Here is a 26,329-nt window from a genome sequence, read left to right on the forward strand (position 1 = left end):
AAATTATGTGTAAGAATAATTCTATTGTTGAGAAATTAAAAAGTGATATTTGTTCATTATTGTCTATTAAAGAGATTAATGAGTTTGAAAATTTGGTCAAATTAGGAATATCTTCTATAAATGTAATGAGTATTGCGAATAAGTTAAGAAGACAAGGTTTGGCCGTATCTTTTGGACAACTGATGCAAAATCCATCATTATCTAACTGGAAATTAATTATCGAAAGTGCAGAAAAAACGGAAATTGATTTAAATCTAATGGATATAAATCAAAGAGCTATGAAGAAGCAAAGATCTGAATTGACGGACACTCAGTACGCATATTTAATTGGACGAGATTCTCAAGGAGTTAGTTGCCATCTATATTTTGAGATTGATGGTGAAGGAATTAATCCTAAAAAGTTGAATAAAGCTTGGAACATTCTGCAATACAGACATCCAATGCTTAGAGCTAGATTTACAGACGATGGACATCAAGAAATTTTAGAAGAGTTATATAGTAAAAGCATAGAGGTTTTTAACCTGTCTGAAAATAATGAAGAAGAAGTAAAGGCTGAACTCAAAAATATAAGAAACAATATGTCTCACAGAAAACTAAAAGTCAAAGAAGGACAGGTTGCTGATATCAAACTCGCTTTGCTTCCTATGGGCAAACACAGGATATTTTTTGATATAGATTTGCTTGTTGCTGATGTAATGAGCGTGAGCATATTACTTAGAGAATTATCGAAGATTTATTCAGGTTTGAACCTTGAGATATTAAATGAGCTAACTTTTGTTGATTATATTAATAGCGTTGAAAAATCAAATAAGAAAAATAAGGAGGACAAAGAGTTTTGGGAAGCTAAAATTAATTCCTTTGAAATAGAGAGACCAAATCTTCCTATCAAAACACAACCTGAACAAATTAAAGAAACAAGATTTACAAGAAGAAAAAGAATTATTGATAGAGAAGATTGGGAGAAAATTAAAGAAATAGCAGCCACATATAAAACCACTCCATCAATGGTACTTTTAACCTGTTACACATTAGTCTTAGAAAGATGGTGTAATCAAGATAAATTTTTTATAAACATTCCTCTATTCAATAGAGACCTTGAAAACGAAAACCTTAAAAACATGGTTGCGGATTTCACAACATTATTATTGGTTGAGCATGAAACATTAAAGGATGATTCTTTCGTAGAAACATTAAAAAGAACTAACAAAACATTTTTAGAAAATGCTTCCCATAGTTTATATAATGGCGTTCAGGTTCAAAGAGATATATCAAAAATCCAAGGATCAAGTGTCAATGTGGCACCTGTTGTTTTTGCGTGCAATATTGACTATCCCCTTGAAACAGAAATATTGAGAAACAATTTAGGCAGGATAGAGTACATGATTTCTCAAACGCCAGGAGTATGGCTGGATTTTCAAAGCTACATAAATGATGGTAATTTGATTCTTTGTTGGGATTCAGTAGATGAGCTTTTCCCAGAAGGAGTACTTGATGATATGTTTGAGTCATTGAATGCTCTTCTGAAATCTTTAACAGATGAATCAAGTTGGAGCAATAAGGTAGATGTACTTCCTGATAATCAGAAAAAAATAAGAAAGCAGGATGTAGAAAGCATTTTACCTCTAAAGTTTCCTGATGAAACTCTATATGACGGTTTTGTAAAAAATGTAAATAGAAATCCTGATAAACTCGCTGTTATAGATTCTGAAACCGGAGAGGAGCTAACATACAAACATCTTTACGAGATGTCTTTAAAAATAGCGCATTATTTGATTAAAAATGGAGTAAAAAAAGGGGACTATATAGGAATAACACTTCCAAGGGGAAGCAGACAAATTGTAGCTATATTTGGGATTCTTTTTGCTGGGGCGGCTTATGTCCCTATTGGAATTACACAGCCAAACGAAAGAAGAAGTAAAATCTACTCTCAAATTGGAATTAAACATATTATTAGTGATTTAAGAACTAGCGAAGAATGCTCCTTAAAAGAAGAAGACGTAACAGTTTTAGATTTTGACCAAGGAATATCTAATGAAGGAATGTTAGAAAAGATAATAACTATAAGTCCTTATGATAGTGCTTATATTATCATGACATCAGGAACGACAGGAGTCCCTAAAGGCGTTGAGATAATGCACACCAGTGCCATAAATACATGTGTAGATTTGAATGAAAAATATAAAATAAATGACAAAGATACAGTGCTTATGGTATCAGCCATTGATTTCGATCTTTCAGTTTATGATATTTTCGGCATACTCCATGCAGGTGGCACTATAGTAACAACAAGTGAAGATAATTATAGAAATCCAGACGAATGGATAAAATTGATTAATGATTATAAGGTAACGATATGGGACTCTGTACCCATACTATTTGACATGCTAGTAACTATGGCTGAAGGCAAAAATATAAACTTGCCATTTAGAGTTGTCATGCTTTCAGGCGATTGGATTGCCATAAATCTACCTGAAAGGTTTTACAAAATAAGTGATTATAAAAATTCTGTTGTTGTAGCCATGGGCGGTGCAACAGAAGCTTCTATTTGGTCAAATTATCTTAATTTACCAAGACAAATACCTGAGAAATGGATTTCTATACCATATGGGAAAGCACTTAAAAACCAAGTTTATAAGGTAGTAGATGAGATGGGCAGAATTTGCCCCAACTATGTGAAAGGTGAACTCTTAATTGGCGGAGTTGGAGTAGCTAAATGCTACCATGGCGATGAAGAGCTAACTAAGAAAAAATATTTTGAAGAAGACGGGATTAGATGGTATAGAACTGGGGACAATGGAAGAACTTGGAACGATGGTACAATTGAATTTTTAGGCAGAAAAGATACACAAGTCAAGATTAAAGGGCATCGTATAGAACTGGGAGAAATTGAGGATGCTATTAGAAAATATGATGGGGTTGACAAGGCAATTGTTGATTTTGTTGAAAGAGGTGGAAGTAAGCATCTAGTTGCTTTTGTAAAAAGTAATTTAAGTGTAAATAAGGTGGTTGATTGTTCGGATTTAATAAATAACGATTTGTCTTTTATAGTAAAGCCGGAAACAACTTCAATAGACGAGACAGAATTACAAAACAAGGAAATAGACAAAATTGTCATTAAGACCATCATAGATATTTTTAGAGATTATGATATTGACTTCTCAAAGAGAAGTTATTCAATTGAGGAAATATTTCGAATAGTGGATTGTTCAGATTCAAACAAGGTTATAATCGAAAAATGGGTTAAAGAACTTGAAGAATTTAATTATTTAATGAGCAACAACGGAAGATACAAAAAGAATGATTCTGTTTCAGAATGGACTGTAAACTCAGAACACGTACAATCGTTTGAACGATTTGCAAAGGAGTTAGAACCTGAGTTTTTGGATATTTTAAAAGGCAATAAAGACCCTATAGAGGTTTTTTATAGAGAAGATGATAAGTTTTCTTTAACAAAGTTACTTAGAAACCTTACAGGTTACGAGGAGTCCATAAAAAGTATAATAGAAACTTTAAAAAACTATATAGATAAGAATCCTAATGAGAAATTAAGAGTTCTAGAGTATTCCACAAGGAACGAAGAAACAACAGAAGAATTATTTAATGAGTGTAAAGATTTTGTTGATGAATATGTTTATGTTGACAATTCTATCTATTTCGAGAAAGGGCTGTCAAATCTTAAAGAAAGCAGCAAGTTTAAGTATGTGGTTTTTAAAAATGATTTAAAGAGTTCTTTAGAAGAAGATTATTTTGATGTGGTAATTACGTTAAATTCAATTCATAGAAGTAACAATCCTCAGAAAAGATTGAAAGAGCTAATAAGTTTGGTAAAGCCAAAAGGATTATTGCTTGGAAATGAGATTAACATATTAAATTCACTTCCCTTAATAACTGCAAATATACTAGATAAAGAAAACTTTAAATGTAATAAAAAGTTTAATATAGACGTAGGTAATAATGAGACATTGTATGAAAGTAATGCAGAAAAATTAACCAAGGCAAATTTTAATACATTTATTATCCAAAAAACAAAATATAGTAAGGTTTCTTTTGACAATCTTAAGAGATATTTATTTGAAGAGATTCCGAATTATATGGTTCCAACTTATTTTTATAATGTAGACGAAATTCCATTAAATAAAAACGGTAAAGCGGATCGAAAAAGATTGAAAAAGAATTCATATAACGATCAGGGAAGCTTGAAGACAAGCGCAGAAGTAAGAACAAAAGTCAGAAGCGATAGAGAAGAATTGCTTTTAAACATTTGGAAAGAATCTTTAAACAAAGAAGATATAAGCATAAATGATAATTATTTTTCTTTGGGTGGAGATTCATTAACTGCAACAACCATCGTTGGAAAGGTTAGAAATAAACTTGGAATAGAAATTTCCATTAAAGATATTTTTAAAAACTCATCAGTAGCTTCTCTATCAAAATACATTGATGAAAATCAAACAGATAGAAACAGTAACAACTTTAAAAGTATAGTTCCAGACAAAGAAAATCTATATAAACCATTCCCGTTAACAGATATTCAAATGGCTTATTGGATTGGAAGGCAAGGGGCATATGATTTAGGAGATGTATCCACTCATTGTTATTTTGAGTTTGATTGTCTAAATTTAAATATAAATAAAATTCAAAAATTGCTAAATGAATCCATAGCTTTTAACCCTGCTCTCAGAACAATAATATTAAGGGGTGGCGAACAACAAATTTTGAAAGAAGTACCATATTTTTTAATAGATATCAACGATTTAAGTGGGCTTGATTATGAAGAGTGTAAAGATGCTTTGTTAAATATTAGAGAAAGTCTATCGCATAGAGTTATAGATTTAAGTAAATTCCCGACGATAGACTTTAAAATTGCAAAACTAACAGAGAGTAGATTCCGTATGTTTATAGGGATTGACAATACAATTCTTGATGGAATCAGTATGATTCAATTTCTTAAAGAGATAAAATCAAGATATGATGGGTCCTTTGCTCAAGAAAACATAGACGTAACATTCAGAGACTATGTTTTGTATAAAAGAGAGAACGACAGAGTTAATTATGAACGCGATAAATCTTATTGGATAAATAGAATAGACTCATTTCCTGATGCCCCCAAGCTAACTTTTATGAACAAAGAAAATAAAAATTCTCTTCAAAAATTTGCTAGAGAAAAAGATGTAATTGAAGGAGAAACTTGGTTAAAGATTAAAAACATTTCAAGAAAGAATGAGATTACACCGACAGCATTATTACTTTCTATGTTTTCAATTATATTAAGCGAGTATAGCAATAAAGAGAGTTTTCTTATAAATATGACTCAATTTATAAAGGAAGACGTCCACCCACAAATTCATAATATAATGGGGGATTTTACAGATCTAAATTTACTTGAAATAAAATTAGAAAAAGATATCACCGTTATTGAGAATGCAAAACGAATTCAGAAGCAGCTAGTTACAGATATGGGATATTCGTCATATAGCACTATAGATCTCTTAAGAGAAATTAGAAGAAAGAAACAATTAAAAACTATAGCACCGATAGTTTTTACGAGTACCCTAGGTATAAAAAGCAGCCGTAATCAAGACTTTCTGGGCGATCTGAATTTTGGATTAAGCCAAACTCCGCAAATATGGTTAGATCATCAAGTTTTGGAAATTGATGGAAACTTATTATTAGTGTGGGACTATGTTAAGGGGCTATTTGATAGCGCGCAAGTGAATGATTGTTTTAAGAATTACGTAAATATGATTAAAGAGTTTTCCCTTAATGAAACAAAGCGAATTAAAGATTTTACTAAATTGAATAGAAATCTAAAATTAAATAATGAAGACAAAAATGTTGCGGATAAGAAAAATATTGAGCCTATCTATATAGAAAGAAACCTAGGTGAGAAAAAAGAGATAGATAAAACAAACGAAAAACACCCTTATAACGCCGAGCTGGAAAAGGAAGTAAAAAATTTATGGAGAGAAGTATTAGGACTAGATGAGATAGGGATTGAAGATAACTTTTTTTCCTTAGGTGGAACTTCCCTGAATATGATTCAACTTTCAAATAAAATCTTAGAAAGATATAACTATCAGATTGACTTTGGCGAATTTTTAGAAAACTCAACAATATATAATACCGTATTAAAAATTAGTGATTACTTGGAGAAAGAATAATGAAGGAAAATATGAGATTAAAGGCAATCGTTTGTGGGTCTACTTTTGGACAATTATATATGAGAGCAATAAGCATGAACGATAATCTTGAGCTTGTAGGAATATATGCAAAAGGTAGTATGCGATCCATAGATTGTTCAAAAGTTTATAATGTACCTTTGTTTACTGATTTAGATGCTATTCCTGATAATATTGATATTGTGTTCGTTGTAATAAAATCAGGGGTTCTTGGGGGAGAAGGAACAGAGATTTCTAAATATTTTTTAAAAAAGGGAGTCAATGTAATGCAAGAACATCCAATAAACCATAATGAAATTTCCGAATGTTATAAAATAGCTAGAATAAATAATGTTTTTTATAAAGTTGGTAATTTATATCCATATTTAGAAAACATAAAAAAGTTTTGCGAAGCAAGCCATTACCTTAATGTTCACGATACATTTCTATACGGGAGCGTTTTATCGTCTTCTCAAGGATTATATGGTCTTTCATCCATCTTAACTAAATCGCTTAACAATCCTCGAAACTATACAGTAGAAAAACTTGAAAGTATTCAAAGATATCCATTTAATAGTATCAGAATTTCAAATGGAAGATCAGATGTTCTCATACAAGTTCATAATGAAGTCTCCGATAAAGATCATAATAATCATATGCATTTGTTGCATAGGATTATATACTTCTTTAATTCAGGAAGGCTAGAACTTAATGATACTTTTGGAGCTGTAATTTGGAGAAGTCGAATGAACATTTCAGACGCTATGGCATATCAAATTGGAGATAAGCGAACCGATACATTAATGCAAATGAACTTGATTTTAACTGATGAAAAAGTAGAAAGATATTCTTATCTATTGGAAAAAACATTTCCAGAATCCATAAAAAGAGAGATAGATGAATTTATTGAAGAAATAATAAATCATAAGATGAATATATTAGATTTACAAAGAGAGTTATTAATTTCGGAAAAATGGAGCGATTTAAGCAAGGAAATTAAATTTCCTAAATTAGTTGAATTTGATGTAAAGTATACCAATCACATAAAAGGCTTAAATTCTTTGAGGTGAAGAATGGGAAAAATTAAAAAACTTAACGATTTGCAGGTATTTAATTATTTAAAAAGTTTAAAAGAAAAAGGTATTTGTCTTTACATGGAAGAAAAAAACCTTAAGTATAAAATTAAAAAATCTGTTATATCGCATGACGTTTTAAATGAGATTAAGAACAATAAAGAACAGATTTCTAATTTCCTACTATATATAAAAGATAATTATGTAGATTTAAGTTCGATGCAATTGGCATATATGGCAGGGCAATCAAAAAATCAAATTTTAAATAAAGTAAATGCACATTATTACATTGAATTTTCGAAAGAAAATATTGATGTAGCAAAATTAGAAAATGCTATAAATGTCTTGATACAACAAAATGACGCTCTTAGAATGATAATATTGTCAACAGGCCAAGGAATAATACTTAATAAAATGCCTAAATATAAAGTTCAAACATATAATCTAGCTAGGGAGGAGGACAAATTAAATGCAAGAGAAAATTTATCTCGTAAAATATACGGTTATGATTACTGGCCTATGTTTACTATTATAGTTGGCAAAAGCAATAACTCTGATGATATCTTACACTTTAGCTTTGATTGCTCAATATTGGATGCCTGGTGTGCTGGAAAATTAATCAATCATCTTTTCAATATATATTCGGGGCAAAAGTTGGAAAAGGCTAAATATGACTATAAAGATTATATTCATGATCTTGAAAGTTATAGGATAAAAAACCAAAAAACACTCCAAAAAGCAGAAATGTATTGGGAAAACAGGATCTTGGATATTAGTGACGGTCCGAAATTAGCTTATAAGAAAAATTTTCAAGATCTTGATTCAACGACATTTGTTAGACAAGAATATACTTTTGAAAAAGATATAGTAACCGCACTTGAAAGATACTCTAGGCTTCAAAAAGTTACACTAACATCTGTTGTAATGACTGTATATATGAAAGTTTTATCAGACCTGAGTCGTCAAAAAGACTTATCTATAAATATTACGATATTTGGAAAACTACCTTTAAACAGTAATATTGATGATGTTTTAGGCGAATTTACCAATATTGGATTGATTGAATACATAGATAAGCAAGATAATTTCATAGAAGCAGTAAAAAATACTCAGAATCAAATATTTAAAATACTTGAATTCAGAGCTTATGATGGAGTAAATATTTTAAATAAAGCAAGGAAAACAGGGTTAGGAAAAGAAAGGTTTTTCCCAATTGTTATGACATGTATGATTGGCGAGAACTATACTTCAATTTTAAATGGATTTAAAGAAGAGTGTTCTTTGAGTCAAACACCACAAGTTATATTGGATCATCATGTAAGAATAATAGATAACGAGATGAAAATTTCATTTGATTATATAAAGGAACTATTTGACTATAGTTACATAAATAAAATTATAGAAAATTATAAACAAATCATATTTCAAGTCTGTGGGGGAGATTTTTAAGGAGGAGATTGATATGAAAGAACAGGTCGACTTTATACGTGTGCCATGTGAGAAAAAAGATAGTTTAATATATGCTAGACCTTTAATGATGAAACAAGATGATAACGGCTTGCATTTAGAAACAATAAAAGGGATTGAAGATAAGCATATACAAGATAGAACATATATTGTTAAGAAATTTATAAAAAGTCTACTCTTCAAAGTAAATGAAAAATCCATAAACTTAGATGAAAGAAACAGCAGAATCATTAATTATTGGGAAAAATATATTATGGGATTCAAGGAGACCGAATTATTAAATAAAAAAGTAGAAAGCAATTCTTTAATGAAAACATTAAATGAGAAAGTAAATCTATTTATAGATATTTTAGAAGATAATGATAATAAATACTACTTATTGTTAGATAAAAAAATATCTCCCGAGGCTATTAGTTTTAATAATTCTAATATAAAAGAATACTATAAAGAAGTTGTTGAAGAAATCAACTCAACCATTGCAAAGGGTGCAGGAAAAGTCGGAATAGTAAATCCTGGGCAAGGTGTATTTTTACAATGGTTATTAAAAAACCTTAACGAAGTAGAGCAAGTAGATTTAATAGGTGGGACTTCATTAACTAACTCTTACTTAAAAGAAAAATATAAGAATATTAATTTTTCAAAATGGAAGTTTCTAGGCGATTCTATTTCCGGAGAAATGGTTGGAAAATATGACTATCTATTTATGGCAAATGTAGGTCATCAGTTTAAAGATATTGAATTAACGATTAATTTATTGAGTCTGACTTTAAATGAAAATGGAATTTTGTATTTGACGGATTTTATTAATATGGATCCGATTTCAGTGCTATTAGCTATATTTTTTCAAGAGCAATACTTATGTATAAATAATAAAACACGCAATGAATTTTTTTACAATATAAATTATCTTGAAACAATTTTTAAAAGCATGGATATCATTGCTGCTGAGAGTAATATATCAATTAAAGATGATACATTCTGTGCATCTATAAAAATAAAAAGTGATTTCAAGTCTGGAATACAAAAATTTTTAAAGAATAACAACCTTATGGAAGATAGTATAGTTGTTACATTAAATGATGGCATTGACTTAAACAAAATAAATATAGATCCTCACACAAAAGAAATTGAACTTCAAGAAGTAAACTATAAAAACATAAATAACTATTATAGAAAATTAGAGAAATTAAGTAAATTATGGCAAGATAACTTAGGAATTCAAAAAGGAATAGATGAAAATTCAAATTATTTTAAATTAGGAGGGGATAGTTTACTTGCTACAAAATTAATTTTGAGCATAAAAAAGGAATTTGATTTTGACCTAAGTCTTTCAGATATATTTTCTAATGCTAACTTTAAGGATATGCTAGCCTTAATTGAAGAAAAAGAATATAACAGTGATGAAATTATTGAGGGAGAAATATGATTGGCATAATCGGTGCAAACGGCGATGTAGGAAGCTTATGCTATAAACTATTGTCAAATTATGGCGTTAAAAACATTAAAGTTAGTTTTAGAAATAATAAGCCACTTAACAATAGTTTCAAGAATTCTTGCTATATAGATTTATCTGATAAAAAATCTTGCTTTGAGTTTGTAAAAAATTGTGACTCTATTATAAATTGTTCCTATTCTAATAAGAAAGGTATTAAAAATCTATTGGAGGCAGTAGAATATGTTGGCGGAAAGCTTGTTGATTTAACACATTACGAAGATATTGAATTACCAGAAATAAATAAATCATTAATATGTCACGGAGTAGGAGTTTCTCCTGGTCTATCAGAAGCTCTTCCAGTCATAATTTCCCAAAAATTTGATTACGTGACTGACTTAGCTTTGTACTATGTCGTATGTGACAAATTTTCATATTCATCAGCTAAATCATACTTGAATTATATAAATGGCAAAAACATTTATCCAATGACTGAAATAAAAAACAGAAAATTACAAGTTATAGATAAACAAAAAATTCACCAAAAATTTAATATGTTTGCAATGAATTTAAACATGATATCATATATGGATTTCAGAACATTACGACTTAGCAGAAAATTAGGTTTAAAAAACGCAAGTTTTAGTATCTGCATGCCTGAAGGAGAAACTTATAGATTTTTGATGAATGGAAAATTTAGAAAGGCAGCTTCAGAAAACGATATAAAAAAACTCATTGAAGCGTCTGAAAAAGATACAAGAAACATAGACTCAAATTGTTGCATTTTGCTTGATATAAAAGGAGTACTTAGTAATCACATATTAAAAAAATGCATGATTTTGAAAGGCGATTCCTCTTTAGAAATAACATCTTCTGTAGCTGTTGCAACTGCAATATTGCTACTTAAGGAAAATAATATGCATGGGATATTTGATATGTTGTCGTTTGGAGAGTCTAATAAAATATTAGATATACTATTGAGGGTAAATAAACATCTATACTATGAGATTATTGACGATACATCACTTTCAGAAATTAGAGTATCAGAGGGAGAAATATAAGTGAGAAACAATGTATTAAATGTTATAGTATGTGGATCTACTTTTGGATCATATTATGTAGAGGCAATAAACAGAAATAGCAAAGATTTCAAAATTTCTGGCATTTTTGCAAAGGGAAGTGTCAGGTCTAAGAATTTGGCAGATAAATATAACATACCACTTTATACAAATTTAGAGGATTTACCTGATGATATAGATTTAGCTTGTGTAATATTGAGATCAGAAGGGGTTGGAGGAGAAGGTACGGAGATATGTCACAAACTTTTGAATAAAAAAATCAATGTTATTCAAGAGCAACCAGTATATTATAATCATCAACGAACATGCTTGGAATTAGCTTTAGACAATAGAGTTGTTTATATGACAGCAAACATATTCTCGCACTTTGAGAATATACGAAGTTTTATTGAATATTCTAAAGCTATAAAGAAACTTTCCAAACTATTATATATAAATGCTTCTTTTTCTGTGCAGGTATCGTATACAGCCATTGATATATTAATAATGGCGGGTGCATATGGCAAGCTAGATATTAAAAAAGTCGAATGGGATTCCTGTACCCAGCCATTTGACATATTGTACGGTAAACTTGGGGATATTCCCATAAATATAGAATATAATAACAGATTTAATCCTGAGTATCCAGATTATAATATGCATCTTATGCATAAAATAGATTTTTATTTTACTGATGGGACTCTATCGTTGAATGATACATATGGGTGTGTTTCATGGAGACCGCGATCATATGTTAAGTTCAACAATTATAACAATTATCTAAAGGATGAGCTAGCATATATAAATTTATTTGAAGGGTACCCCTTAAGTATAAATGATATATATAGTCAAATATGGATAGATGCTATTACTAAAGAAATTTTAGAAGCAAAGAATTATATTATCAATGCACGTATGAACAGCAGTAGAGTTAATAGGGAACTAATTGTATCAAAAAACTGGAAAACTTTACAAGATGCAGCAGGATATGCAAAGATTACTGATGAAAATATAAAAACATTTAAACAATTCTGCGATATACACTCTTTATACAATAATGGAAGGAGATAATTAAATATGAGCAATTATTCTAAACAGTTAATTGAAAAATGTAAAAAAATGGGGGTTGATCTATACATTCAAGATACTAAACTAAAATACAGAACTTTAAAAAAAGATTTGCCGGAATCTTTATTAAAAGAATTGAAAGAAAATAAGAGAGATATAATTAATTATTTAAAACAAGAGGAAAATGTCGATTTAAGAATTGAAAATGAAAAATTCCCACTATCCGATATACAGTCAGCTTATTTACTAGGGAGAGGCGATGGCTATGAATATGGAAATACATCTTGTCACATATATCAAGAGTTTTTATATCCTAATTTAGACACTGAAAAAGTAGAACGAGTCTGGAATGCTTTAATTCAAAAACATGATATGTTAAGAGCTATTATTTACAAAGATGGTTTTCAAAAAATACAAGACAGTGTTCCACATTATAAATTGATGAAGGAATCTACTGAAAGCATTAGAAGGAAGTTAGAAAATAAAGTTTACGAGGTTGAACAATGGCCTATGTTTGATATAGGAGTTTCTGAAAAAGAAAAAAACTCTATTCTACATTTTTCGATGGATTTTATGATAGCTGATTGGTCAAGTATTTGGAAATTACTGAAAGAATTTGAGAACATATACTTTGATTTAAACATAGAGAAAGGCATAAATTTCAAGCCAAATATTTCTTTTAGGGATTATAGAAAAAAAGAAGACGAAAAGAAAAATTCTGATAACTATAAAAAATCATATCAATATTGGAAGGAGAAAATAACTGAAATAGATGGTCCACCAGAATTATATATAAATACTACTTACAATCGGGAAAAACCTTCTTTTAAGAGATTTAGTCTTTGTATAGAACCAAATAAATGGGAAAATTTAAGAAAAATGACAAGAGAATATGGTTTAACTCCAACAGCTGTAGTTTTAGCTGCATATGCTGTTATTCTGCAAAATTGGAGCTATTCTAAGGACTTTAGCTTAAATTTAACAATATTTGATAGAAAAGAGGTTGCTGAATCACTTGACAACTTGATTGGCGATTTTACAAGTACATCTATACTATCAGTTAAAGAAACGGATAGAAGTTTTTATGAGTTTGCGAAAAGTATAAATAAGCAATTATTTGAAAATCTTGACAATTCAATTGTTTCTGGTGTTGAAGTTTTGAGGCAAATTTCAAAATTAGATGATGCTAGAAATTTTATTTTACCTTATGTTTTTACAAGTGCAATAGGGTTGATAAAAGATAGGCTGATTGGAGTGTATCAGTATGGCATAACCCAAACTCCTCAAGTGTTTATAGATTGTCAAGTTATGGACACTAACTTAGGCTTGCAAATAAATTGGGATGTAAGAGAAAACGTATTTAATCTAAAAATGATTAAATTAATGTTTAAATGTTTTGAGGAGATTTTAAATAATTTAGCTACAAATAAAGACACTTGGGGAAATTCTGTTTTTAACTTGTTATATGATACGAATATTGATGAAACCTATTATATTGGGAAACACTGCTTAGATAGACAAACTACAATTGAAGAAATATTGAATAGTTTAAAAATTTATAAAAATAAAGCGATAATAGAGAGCCAAGAAAAAGTATTAAGTTATTCAAGCGTATATGACATATATCTTAAAATAAGAAACAATTTAAAACTTGAAAAGTATTCCGAGAACAAAGTTATCATATTCATAGTAAATAGTAAGATAGAGGCTATGATTTCAACCTTATTAAGCACACTATTGAATATTAATTCGATTATAATATTCAATATAACAGCTAAAGAAAGTGAAAAAACATCGATAAATATATGTAATGTCGATGAGAAAAAAGATATACAATGCGTATATGGAGAAAGAATTGAAGCTTGTTTGGTAGAGAAATATATAGATGAAGTTCATTGTAATAAACTGAATTCAGATAAAAATCACATTATTTTATGTTTAAAAGAAAACGAAATATTAAAATCTAAAAAATATATTAACGTTGAGGACTTAATAGAAAAAAATAAAAATCATAGTAAAGTCTATGAATTCTCTGAAGACGATCAATATCTTGATTTTAAAAGTAATTCGCTATATAAAACTATTATTAATTTAATAGGAATTGTTCGTACTGGAAGTACAATGACATTTTTGGACGACAAATCAGAAATGTCTGGAGAAAAGATGCATGATGTCGTAAAAAAGCATAAGATTAATATCTTAGAACTGGATAATGAATCAGCAAAGATGTACATTAATTATTTATTTAAAAATGGTATAAATTCAATTAGTGATTTGAGGACAATAATCATAGCAGATGAGAACGTAGATTTTAATGTAATGGCTCAATTAAAGCAATTTTTTCCTAAAGCTAAAATAGTGAATATTTTTGTTGAAGATAGAATAGATGGCATAGGTTATGCATATTTTAATTATGAAATGTTTATAAAAGATAGTACTATATATCCATTTGATAAAAATAAAGTCTTTATACTTGACAGAAATCAAAATTTATGCTTGCCTTATTCTTTTGGAATACTATCTGCATTAAAAGAGAATTATCCTCAAGATGAGACGCTATCAAATTATATATATAACTCAAATTACTGTGCATATTATGACGAAAATAACCGTATTAAATTAAAAGGAAGTATAGATGAAAAAGTGAAAATTAAAAGGAGGACATTTAATCTTCAAGAAGTGAGAAGACAATTGATCAATGAGGATGGAATAGGTTCCGTTTATTTACATTTAACGAAGAAAAAAGATGCCAGTGATCTTAATGCTATCGTTACTCTAAAAGAAGATTATGAGTATAAAAACAAGAATAATAAAAAGATGGATTTAATTCATATTTTAGATGAAACAAGTAGAAAATATAAGCATGTTTTTAATGACGACAATTATAGTAAGATGTGCAAAAAAAGAGACATTATAGTAATGAATAAAATATTGAACATGCTAATCAAATTAAATATATTACAAGACCAAAGAGGAAGTTTTTTTGTCAACCATGCCAACTATTCTAACATAGATTCTAAATATGTATGGATGATTGATCGTTGGCTTTTTGAATTAGAAAATATTGGGTTAATTCGAAAAATAGACGATACTTATATAATAAATGAACATTTAAAGATGAATAATTTAGAAATAGAATGGGAAAAATTGTTTGATATGTGGAAGAATGAGTATGGAAACATAAATTTATTAAAATATATAAAAATTAATTCGGACAATATTTTAGACATTGCGAAGGGGAATATTGATCCTGTTAAACTCTTATATCCAGATTCCTCAAATAGGTATACTGAAGCACTATATAGATTCAATTCTTCATCTAAACTTATTAACGATTACTTTATTAATGTGTTGAGATGGTATATGAAAAACTTTAGCAAAGACAAAATTAGAATATTAGAAATTGGAGCAGGAACAGGTTCTACAACTAGAAAACTACTAGAAACTTTAAAAGGTGAGTCATACGAGTATCATTTCACTGATAGTTTAAAATACTTTTTCCCAGATGCTAAAAAAAGGTTTGGAGGAAAAGAAAATGTATATATATATAAATATGATATTGACGAAGACCCTATTGAGCAAGGGCTAAAGGAAAACTATTTTGACTTGGTAATAGGTGCTTATGTAATTGAAAATGCTAGAAACATAAAAGAAACTCTTATAAATTTGCGAAAAATCATATCTCCTAAAGGTTTTTTAGTATTCTCTGAACCAGCTGAGAATGAACCGTGGATTTTAACTTCTCAAGCATTCATGATGGAGAAACCCCAAAACGATGATTTAAGAAAAGATGTATTTTTCATGAGCGCTGATAAATGGATATATGCGCTTGACAATATAGATCATTATTCGCAAACATTTAGATTCCCAAATACTAAACTTATAAAAAACAATACAGGCGTTTATTTCTTTGTAAAACAATTTAAAAAAAATAAACAAGAAGTAAATACAGACGAGATAAAGAAACATCTTAAAGGAAGCTTACCGAGCCATATGATGCCAAACAATATTATTCCGATTGAATTGGAACACTTTTCAAATAATCAAAGCAATCAAGATATACAAAAGATAATAAAATTTTTTGAGTTAAGAAAACCAATGGAAGAAAATTTGTTGGTTAACATAGAAAATAGACATATTAATACGATGCAAGCTGAAATAGCTAAAATTTGTTCTAAAGTTTTACATCAAAAAGAAATTGACATTTATAGTAATTTTTATGATTTAGGAGCAGACTCTCTTTTGATTGCAAGGATTACAACGAAGATAATAAATCACATAGATTCTTCTATTCCGTTTGAAAAATTATTAAGGGAGATTATTAAAAATCCAACAGTCTATGAAATATCTAAACAACTCGAGCTTTTAAAAAGACCGATTATTAAGAACGATGAGAGAACGAATTTAAACAAGAAGCCTCTTTTAAAAAGTGAAAGATATAAATGTGCAAATTCATCTGGCATTATGAGGATAATAGTATCTGGGGTTTCCGATTTTGGAACAAATCTTGATATCTTAGCATCGAAGCTAGCTGAACAAAGTCTGGGAGATATTGTATTATTAGAAATCCTAGATAAAGAACAGTTTTTGGAAATGACTGACAAAACAATGATAGAGAAGCTATCATATTTGTATTTTGATGAAATTGCAAAATACAACCCTAATGTAGTACAGATAATAGGTCATAGTTTTGGAGGAATGATTGCTTTAGAATTGGCTAAGCGTTGCTTAGAATCAGGGATAGATGTTGTTAATCTATCCATGATAGAAAGCGGGATTATACCTAAAAATGACTATAATGACATATATTTGGAAATGATTTTTATGCAATCGTACGGGTTACATGCAGAAGGCATTAATAGTCAAATGAACAATATAAATGAAAAAACAACCATTGGGAAAATATTTAAGATTGAAAATCTTACAACACTCGAAGGATTCAATTGTAAAGATATATTGCTTTTGGATTTTATGAAGATGAAATATCAAGAACGATTCAAACTGTATTCGGATATAGTATATCTAACTACAGGTAAATCAATAGAAAAGGAATTCTTAATGTTTTCATATAGAATTTTTAAACATACATTTGAAGCTCAAAAGTATGTTCCTGACATATACTATGGAGATATAGACTATTACATTACAAAAAACAATTTGGGAGAATATAAGCATTTGGATTTGTTACTAAAAAACTTAAAAAATATCATCTTAGGTACTATTAATATTTTTCACATTGATGGAAATCATTTTTCAATAATTAAAGATGAAGAATGCATTAATAAACTATCTTTGGCACTTCAATCTAATTTCAAGAAGTGTTTGTGATTATAAGCCTAAAATTTAAGCAAAGTTTAGTTTATCATTTACATTAGTAAAATATGAGAAAATTGAAAATAATAAAAATTATGAAAAATTGTAGATATAACAATAACAAAAGATACAGTGTTTTCAATCAACAAACAGTTTTTAAGTTTGGTATAAAACAATTTTTATTATTAGCTTATAGGAACTTCATAAAAGGTTATGGTACTAAAAGACTTTAATAGCGAATGAATTTCATATAAGAGTCGACTTAAGTGAGGAGTTGTGATCTCTTGGAAGCGTATATGACAGCAACTGATACTAATAATTGTTATTGACAAAATAGTTAGTTAAGTGTAACATATATACAGAGAAAGCTCTCGGTATATAAAAGTGAAGAAGGAGAGATGGTGCCATGTCCAGGGTTAGGATGAACAAGGAAGAAAGAAAAAAGCAAATTCAGAATTATGCCCTAGATTTGTTCTTATCGCAAGGTTTTAAGAACACAACGATGGATGAAATTAGAGAAGCAAGTGGTTTATCGGCAGGCGGATTATATCATCATTATTCTTCCACCTATGAAATTCTATATGACATTATGAAAGATGGAAGTGTCTTAAGAGGGAAAAGTATTCAAAAGGCTGTTGAAAGCTTTGGAAATACAATCAATCCACAGATTATGGCAGAAATATGTGTAGATAAAATGATAGCAGATAATAAATATATTCCTGTATATGTCATGTTTTTGTGCGAAATAAAAAATGATGTAAAACTTAATAAGCTATATAAAAAATTAAAAGCAATGACGATAAAAGAATTTAGTCAACTTTTAAGGAAGTTAAACTATATACCACCAACGGAGGAAGAATTTGATTTTCTGACGAACATTATTAATTCAAGCTTATTGGGATGTGAAATTTTAAATGCAAGAGAGAATTATCTAAAAAATAGAGAGTATTTGCTTCTTATGTTAGAAAGTTATTTTGCAAAAATTGAGAAAAAAGGAAAGGAGGTTTCCATTGAAAAATAATTATATGAAACGCCTATGGCAGCTGGCAGAAGAAGAACATAAAGGTCTCAAGCTTTCCATTTTCTTGGCGGTTATTGGGGTTCTTTTAGGTATGTTGCCTTATTTTGGCGTAAGCAAAATTGTTTATGGTTTGTTTGTTGGAAATAAAGATTTTTCCTTCTACCTACCTTGGTGTTTTCTAATCTTGATTGGCTATTGCTTAAAACCAATTTTTTACGCCAAGGCCTTGGCAGAGTCCCATAAAGCAACCTTCTCTGTTCTAAGAAATGTACGAATCATGCTCTTGGAAAAGCTGCCTAAAATGCCTCTTGGTACGATTATTGACACCCATAGTGGTGATTTAAAGACAATCATTGTTGATCAAGTAGAAAAAATGGAACGACCTTTGGCTCACTTATTGCCTGAGATGACGGCGAATATTTTAGGGCCTGTATCCATCTTCATCTATCTATTAATTTTAGATTGGAGAATGGCTTTATTGTCACTCGTTTCAATTCCGGTAGGTATGTTTTTTATGTCATTAATTATGAAAGGTTATGCAGAAGATTATAGTAAGTCGGTTGCGACCAATACCGAAATGAATAAAACAATTGTTGAGTATGTTGGCGGAATTGAAGTGATTAAAACTTTTAATCAAGGCGAAAAATCCTATGGGAAATTCACCGATAAAGTGATAGCTAATGCTTCATTTTATTATCATTGGATGAAAAAATGTCAAATGCCAGTGTCCTTATCCAAGAACATTTCACCAACAACTTTGATTACGGTATTACCTGTTGGTTGGATCATGTTTATTAATGGAAGTTTAGAGATGTCAACCTTTATTACGACCATCATCCTTTCTCTTGGTATAGCTGGTCCCTTACTAGCTGCTATTAACTTTGTCGATGCCTTAGCTCAAACAGGGACAACTGTCGGACGAATTGATGAAATCTTAAATGGGACAGAACAAGTTCATCGTAGAGAAAGAGTTCATTTAAAAAATCATGACATTGCTATCAAGAATCTACATTTCTCCTATGAACCAGGAGAAGAAGTTATTAAAGGAATCGATATGGTGATTCAAGAGCGAAGTTTAAATGCCTTTGTTGGGCCAAGTGGTTCAGGAAAGTCAACCATTGCCAAGTTAATTGCTGGTTTCTGGGACGTAGAACAGGGAGAAATATCGATTGGCGGAATTAATTTATTCAATATTCCACTTGAACAACTCTATGATTTAGTTGCTTTTGTTTCGCAGGATGTTTTCCTTTTTAACGATACCATCATGGAAAATATTCGAATGGGCAAGCCTTCGGCTAGCGATGAAGAAGTGATTGAAATTGCCAAAGCTTCCGGTTGTCATGATTTTATTATGTCTTTAGAGCATGGATATCAGACCAAAGTAGGGAGTGGAGGAAATCATTTATCAGGCGGTGAAAAACAGAGAATCACCATTGCTAGAGCCATGATAAAAGATGCTCCAATTATCATATTAGACGAAGCGACGGCTTATATTGATCCTGAAAATGAGCAAGTTTTACAAAAAGCAATTAATAAGCTTATTCAGGGAAAAACTATCATTATGATTGCTCATAGGTTATCAACAATAACCAATGCAGACCAGATTTATCTCATCGATCATGGCAAACTTGTAGCAAGTGGCAATCATGAAGAACTTCTTAAAGAAAATAAACTTTATCAAGCCATGTGGGAAGCACATATCGGTGGAAAGGAGGTGGCTTAGATGTTAAGTGGACTTCGAAAGATATGGGCATTTGCAGATAAGGAACGAATAAATTTAAACAAGTCTGTTATTTTTGAATTTGTGTATGCCATCTTCAATATGTTGCAAATAGGAGCCATTTACTTTGTGCTTCAAGCCTTGGTGACAAAAGATTTTAATTCCTTTATAGCACTGAAGGTTTTTCTTATGCTGTTGGTAAGTATTGTCGGAAGGTCTTCTGCCAACTATTTTGCTCAATTAGATCAAACTCATGCTGGGTATTTTATGGTAGCTAATCGAAGAATAAGTATAGGAAAAATGCTGAAGACGGTTCCAATGGGATTCTTTAATGAAAATAATATTGGAAAAGTGACTGGTGTTTTAACAACTGTTCTAGATGACGTTGAGAATACAGCTCCTATGGTTTTAGTTGTTATGATGAGTGGCTTCATTAACTCATTTGTGTTCACCCTGATGATTTTATTTTTCGAGTGGAGAAATGGGCTGATTGTTATAGCAGGAACGGTTTTATATCTATATATTACTTCTGTCATGGAAAAAAAGTCGAGGACACTTGCTCCAAAAAGGCAAGAGGCACAATCTCTTTTAGTAGAAACGATTTTGGAATATATCCAGGGAATGCCGATCATTAAATCCTTTAATTTAACAGGAAAAGGGGACCAAACCGTACGCTCGGCACTAGAAGAAAGTCGCTCAGCCAATCTAGCCTTGGAGAAATTATTTACACCCTATACCATCGGGCAAGAGCTCGTTTTAAGAATTTCCAGTGTTGCCATGATTGTCCTTTCACTTTATTTTTATATCAATGGCACCATGGATTTATTGAAAGCAATTATGTGTATCATCATGTCATTCCTGGTGTTTGCAAGTATTCAATCCGCAGGATCCGCCATGGCGACATTAAGAGTTGCAACAAGTTCTATAGAACAAGTAGAAACAACAGAAAATATGCCTCAGATGGATATTGAGGGCCAGAAGATTACGCCTCATCATACAGATATTGAATTCAATAATGTTAGCTTTTCTTATGATAAAATACCTATTTTAAGGGAGGTTTCCGTTCATATTCCGGAAAAGGCTATGACAGCCATTATTGGACCAAGTGGATCTGGTAAGAGCACCATGTGTTCGCTTATTTCTAGATTTTGGGACGTGGATCAAGGCAGCATATCGATTGGAGATGTCAATATTAAAAACTACACGCTTGAATCCTTAATGGATTTAATTAGCACCGTATTCCAAAATGTTTATCTTTTCCAAGATACCATCGAAAATAATATAAAATTTGGCAAACCACAAGCTAATAAGGAAGAAGTCATAGAAGTGGCAAAAAAAGCCCAATGCCATGACTTTATTATGAATTTGCCAGAAGGCTATCAAACCATCATAGGCGAAGGTGGCACCTCTCTTTCAGGCGGAGAAAAACAAAGAATATCTATTGCCAGAGCCATGATAAAAGATGCACCCATCATTATTTTTGATGAAGCAACGGCCAATGTAGATCCTGAAAATGAGGATAAGCTTCAGAACGCCATGGAAAGTTTAACGAAGGACAAAACCGTGATTATGATCGCCCATCGATTAAAAACGATTCGAAATGCAGATCAAATTATTGTTTTGCGAGACGGGATAATTGAGGAGAAGGGAAAGCATGAATATTTAATTAGAAAAGAAGGCACTTATAAAAAATTTATAGAAGCAAGAGAAGGAACAGAAAGCTGGAAGATTAAACAAAATAAGGAGGATTTTAATGAAGAATCGATTAACAGCAAAGGATTTAATTAACGTAGGAATTTATACGGCTATTTACTTAGTCATATTTTTCGTAACAGGAATGATAGGGGCTGTGCCAATACTTTATCCTACCATATTTATATTGATCCCAATATTAACAGGTATTCCATTTATGCTATTTCTAACCAAGGTAGAAAAGTTTGGAATGGTATCTCTAATGGGAATCATTTTAGGAGTATTTTGGTATTTTATGGGTTACACTTGGCTAGCACCAGCCGTGTATATTCCAATGGCAATTATTGCTGATGTAGTTATGAATACTAAAAAGTATAAAAGTTTTAAAGTTAATACAATAGGATTCTGGTTGTTTTCATGTGCCGAGTTAGGCTGTCAGATGCCAATGTGGGTTATGGCAGATACCTATATGGAAGGAGTAAAACAACAAATGGGAGAGCAATTTGCGACCGATTTAGCGAAATATATGCCGCCATGGATGGGAATTGCTGCAATTGGCATCATGTTTGTTGGAGCAGTGATAGGTGCTAATATAGGAAAGAAAATGTTGAAAAAACATTTTGAAAGAGCTGGAATTGCTTAATGGAGGCTTACAAAGCTTATGTTCCCCCAGTAAAGAAAGGATTTTATTTAGATCCGAGAACAAAAATATTATTTATGGTATTCATTAGCACTATAATGTTTTTTGTCTATGACAATATAGGTATAGATATAGCGATAGTTTCTATCGCTATATTCTTGCTTGTATCTAATAAAAATTACAAAACTGCAACCATATATGGAATTTTATTTGTTTTGGCTGTTATTTCAAGCAAAACTAAAAATATGTATGAATTACCATCCATATTAAACATGATTAATGTATTGCTCAACTCATTAGTCATAAGGCTTTTTCCTATTTTCATGATGGGATACTATACGATTAGTTCCACCAAACCAAATGAATTTATATCAGCTCTCGAAAAATGGAAGATACCAGAGGCGTTTATTATTCCTGTTTCTGTAGTATTTCGTTTCATACCTACTCTAAAGGAAGAAAATCAGGCAATATCAAATGCTATGCGAATGAGGGGGATACGATTTAATAGTAAAAAAACAAAAGCCAATCCATCACTATTTTTAGAGTACAGAATTATCCCGCTACTGTTTTCTGTTGTCAAAATAGGTGATGAACTTTCCGCATCAGCATTAACAAGAGGATTAGATAATGTTCAAGGCAGAACGAGCCTTGTTGAGGTTAAATTTAGCAAATATGATTTTTTGATTTTTCTATTGATGATAGGATTGCTAGTTTGGGCTTTAGTATGAGGGGGAAAGAGATGATAAAATTTAACAATGCTAGCTTTACCTATAAAAGCAAAGAAAGACAAGTTGGCGTTTTTAATATATGTTTATCCATTGAAGAAGGAGAATTTGTACTACTAACAGGTGAGTCTGGATGTGGAAAAACTACTATAACGAGACTAATTAATGGCCTTTCCCCTGAATATTATACGGGAGATTTACAAGGTGAAGTGGAGATCAATGGAGAAAAAGTAGGACAAACTAGTATTCAATCACTTTCAAAGGTTGTCGGCTCTGTATTTCAAAACCCAAAATCACAATTTTTTAATGTGGATTCTACAAGTGAAATAGCTTTTGGACTTGAGAATATGGGTGTTGATAGAATGGAGATGCGTGACAGGATAGGAAAGGTAGCTTATGCATTAAACATTCATGAACTGTTAGATAGGAATCTATTTAATTTATCAGGTGGTGAAAAGCAAAAAATTGCTTGTGCATCTACAGCTGTGATGGAAGCTCCTATTTTAGTTTTAGATGAACCTTCATCAAATTTAGACATTGAAAGCATTTATGATTTAAAAAATATACTTAAATATTGGAAACAACAAGGCAAAACAATTATCATAGCTGAACATAGGTTGTTTTATTTAATGGACTTGGTCGACCGAGTTATTTATATGAAAGATGGTCGAATTAGCAAGGATTATAGCATTGAGGAATTTAAAGATATTTCAGACAAGAAGTTGCACGAGATGGGATTAAGATCTTCTAATATTCCTAAGTTTGAGAGTAAAGACATTGAGTATACCAATGAAATAGCACTTGATAATTTTTGTGCATATTACAATAAAGTGGTTGGATTAGAAATTAATCGTCTAGATCTTCCTAGAAAACATATAATAGGAATTCTTGGGAAAAATGGTGCTGGAAAATCTACCTTTGCCAATTGTCTGTGTGGTATTGCAGAAGAATCAACAGGGATAATGACCTTGGAAGGAAAAAGCTACGATAGCAAAGAAAGGCTTGAGATTTCTTATATGGTCATGCAAGATGTGAATCACCAACTCTTTACAGAAAGTGTCAAAGAGGAAATTTCACTTAGCCTTAGTTCAGATGAAATAAGTGGACAAGTAGATAAGATTTTAGCTCAATTTAATTTGTTGGAATTAAAAGAGCTCCATCCCATGTCGCTATCTGGAGGACAAAAGCAAAGAGTAGCTTTAGCTAGTGCCCTTGCTTCAAATAGTCGCATACTAATATTAGATGAACCTACCTCTGGTCTGGATTATCATAATATGTTAGATGTGGCTCAAAGTTTAAAGCAGATGAAAGATAAAACTGTTTTCCTCATCACTCATGATCCTGAATTACTAAAGGAGTGTTGTGATTATTTTATTTTTTTGGAAAACGGACATGTGGAATGGTCAGGAAACTATACTGAAGAAAATATTCACAAATTAAATGATTTCTTTAAAATACAAAATCAATAATTACTTTCAAATTTAAGGTAAAATATAATGGAAAAAGAAGATAAATTATTAAAAGAAAAACCTTTTAAACTTATGTTAGAACTTTCTGTTCCCGCTATTATCGGTATGGTGGTTATTGGCTTATACCCTCTAATGGATGGAATATTTGCTGGACAGATATTAGGTCAGCAGGCTATGACAGCTGTGGGCATATCTATGCCAATGACTTATATCAACTCGGGGATATCCACACTAATAGGTGTAGGTTCAGCATCAATATTGTCCAGAGCTATGGGGCGTAAAGATCAACAGACAATAGATAAGATAATGAGTAATCTCCTGTTTTGGGTTGTCTTATTATCAGCCATTGTTACTGTACTTGGGCTTATATTTACCAACCAATTGCTTTCAATTATGGGAGCAACACCGGATATCCAAGCTCTTGCAGTTAGATATATGAAAATTATTTTCATAGGCTCATTCTTTGTCAACTTTACCCAGGCTTCCAACATGGTACTTCGTGGTGAGGGCCTGATGAAAGATGCCATGATAATAATGGGAACAGGTGCTTTGATAAATATTGTACTAGACCCTATTTTTATGAGAACAATGGGTGATAAAGGAATAGAGGGAGCGGCGATTGCTACTGTTATAGCACAGATTATCCAAGCTCTCATGACAATTTATTATTTCAAAAAGAAAAACAAGACAGTTAAAATAAAAGGCATAAAAGCAGACAAGGCTATCTATAATGAGATGTTCGGAGTTGGAGTTTCTGCTATGCTGTTTCAAGTATTATCCATATTGCAACAAACTCTTTTGTACAATTCCGCTTTTGCAAATGGTGGAGAAAGTGCTGGCTCAATTATGGCCGCATCTCTTAGAGTGTTCTCTTTCTCATTTATCCCATTATGGGGTATGAGTCAAGGTTTACAACCAGCTATAGGAGCAAACTTTGGAGCTAAAAACTATGATAGGGTAAAAGAAATATTCAAAGTTTTCACTATTAATGCAACTATTTTGGCAGCTACATTCTGGATTCCGTCATTAATCTTTACTGGAAAACTTTTAGGCTTATTTGGATTAGAAGGTCAAGTATTGATTCAAGGAATACCAGGTTTTAGAACATTTTATAGTGCTTTTATAACTTATGGCATTATGATTATGTGTATCACATTCTTCCAAGCAGTAGGAAATGGAAAATCAGCAGGGTTGTTAGTTATGCTAAGGCAAATCATCTTATTTGTGCCTGCTGTCTTTATACTTCCAAAATTACTTGGACTTACAGGTGTATGGTTAGCAGAACCAATACCAGATTTCATTGTATTTTTGATTGGACTTTGGAAATATAAAAAGACTATTCGAAATTTTTATCAAGCATGAAAACGTGAGAGGAGAAGATAATGAAAAAGAAAAGCTTAGCAATAGGATTAACAATTTTAGGGATTGTTTTAACTTTAGCTAGTAAAAAAGCAATAGAACACAAAAAATTAAATGTCTAGAAAGTGTTTAAA

14 protein-coding genes are annotated in these 26,329 nt (G+C 30.8%); all 14 read left to right on the plus strand.

The window, feature by feature from the left end; genetic code table 11:
• The first annotated feature begins 5 nt into the window (after window positions 1-5).
• The 14 genes from ACU68U_RS01735 to ACU68U_RS01800 all read left to right on the plus strand — a co-directional run bounded on the left by ACU68U_RS01735 (window position 6) and on the right by ACU68U_RS01800 (window position 26,198).
• Window positions 6-6,161 (plus strand): amino acid adenylation domain-containing protein, encoded by a 6,156-nt coding sequence (locus ACU68U_RS01735; RefSeq protein WP_446762594.1) that lies wholly within the window; start codon window positions 6-8, stop codon window positions 6,159-6,161.
• Window positions 6,161-7,228 carry a Gfo/Idh/MocA family oxidoreductase gene (locus tag ACU68U_RS01740; RefSeq protein ID WP_282924718.1) on the plus strand — a complete coding sequence of 356 codons (1,068 nt, stop codon included), beginning with the start codon at window positions 6,161-6,163 and terminating at the stop codon, window positions 7,226-7,228. The genes ACU68U_RS01735 and ACU68U_RS01740 overlap by 1 nt, the downstream gene beginning before the upstream one ends.
• 3 nt (window positions 7,229-7,231) lie before the next feature.
• Window positions 7,232-8,680 carry a condensation domain-containing protein gene (locus ACU68U_RS01745; protein WP_282924717.1) on the plus strand — a complete coding sequence of 483 codons (1,449 nt, stop codon included), beginning with the start codon at window positions 7,232-7,234 and terminating at the stop codon, window positions 8,678-8,680.
• Between the two features lie 13 nt (window positions 8,681-8,693).
• Entirely contained in the window at window positions 8,694-10,124 is a 1,431-nt protein-coding gene (locus ACU68U_RS01750; RefSeq protein ID WP_446762595.1) for an acyl carrier protein, read from the plus strand.
• Window positions 10,121-11,191 carry a hypothetical protein gene (locus ACU68U_RS01755; protein ID WP_282924715.1) on the plus strand — a complete coding sequence of 357 codons (1,071 nt, stop codon included), beginning with the start codon at window positions 10,121-10,123 and terminating at the stop codon, window positions 11,189-11,191. Before ACU68U_RS01750 ends, ACU68U_RS01755 begins: the two co-directional genes overlap by 4 nt.
• On the plus strand, window positions 11,192-12,259 hold the full coding sequence (locus ACU68U_RS01760; protein WP_282924714.1) for a Gfo/Idh/MocA family oxidoreductase: 1,068 nt from the start codon (window positions 11,192-11,194) through the stop codon (window positions 12,257-12,259).
• A 6-nt stretch (window positions 12,260-12,265) separates the two neighbouring features.
• Window positions 12,266-17,584 (plus strand): condensation domain-containing protein, encoded by a 5,319-nt coding sequence (locus ACU68U_RS01765; protein WP_446762596.1) that lies wholly within the window; start codon window positions 12,266-12,268, stop codon window positions 17,582-17,584.
• 406 nt (window positions 17,585-17,990) lie between these two features.
• Window positions 17,991-18,590, plus strand: coding sequence for a TetR/AcrR family transcriptional regulator (locus tag ACU68U_RS01770; protein WP_282924712.1), 600 nt, complete (start codon window positions 17,991-17,993; stop codon window positions 18,588-18,590).
• A 4-nt stretch (window positions 18,591-18,594) separates the two neighbouring features.
• Window positions 18,595-20,313 (plus strand): ABC transporter ATP-binding protein, encoded by a 1,719-nt coding sequence (locus ACU68U_RS01775; protein ID WP_282924735.1) that lies wholly within the window; start codon window positions 18,595-18,597, stop codon window positions 20,311-20,313.
• A complete protein-coding gene (locus tag ACU68U_RS01780; protein WP_446762597.1) occupies window positions 20,314-22,098 on the plus strand; it encodes an ABC transporter ATP-binding protein in 1,785 nt (594 codons plus the stop codon).
• Complete coding sequence (locus tag ACU68U_RS01785; RefSeq protein WP_058989966.1) at window positions 22,064-22,645, plus strand: MptD family putative ECF transporter S component; 582 nt, start codon at window positions 22,064-22,066, stop codon at window positions 22,643-22,645. Before ACU68U_RS01780 ends, ACU68U_RS01785 begins: the two co-directional genes overlap by 35 nt.
• A complete protein-coding gene (locus ACU68U_RS01790; protein WP_282924710.1) occupies window positions 22,645-23,370 on the plus strand; it encodes an energy-coupling factor transporter transmembrane component T in 726 nt (241 codons plus the stop codon). Before ACU68U_RS01785 ends, ACU68U_RS01790 begins: the two co-directional genes overlap by 1 nt.
• An 11-nt stretch (window positions 23,371-23,381) precedes the next feature.
• A complete protein-coding gene (locus ACU68U_RS01795; RefSeq protein ID WP_282924709.1) occupies window positions 23,382-24,836 on the plus strand; it encodes an ABC transporter ATP-binding protein in 1,455 nt (484 codons plus the stop codon).
• A gap of 27 nt (window positions 24,837-24,863) precedes the next feature.
• Window positions 24,864-26,198 carry an MATE family efflux transporter gene (locus ACU68U_RS01800; protein ID WP_282924708.1) on the plus strand — a complete coding sequence of 445 codons (1,335 nt, stop codon included), beginning with the start codon at window positions 24,864-24,866 and terminating at the stop codon, window positions 26,196-26,198.
• Window positions 26,199-26,329: the final 131 nt, after the last annotated feature.

Source organism: Finegoldia sp. P3-F-LR (assembly GCF_052932165.1).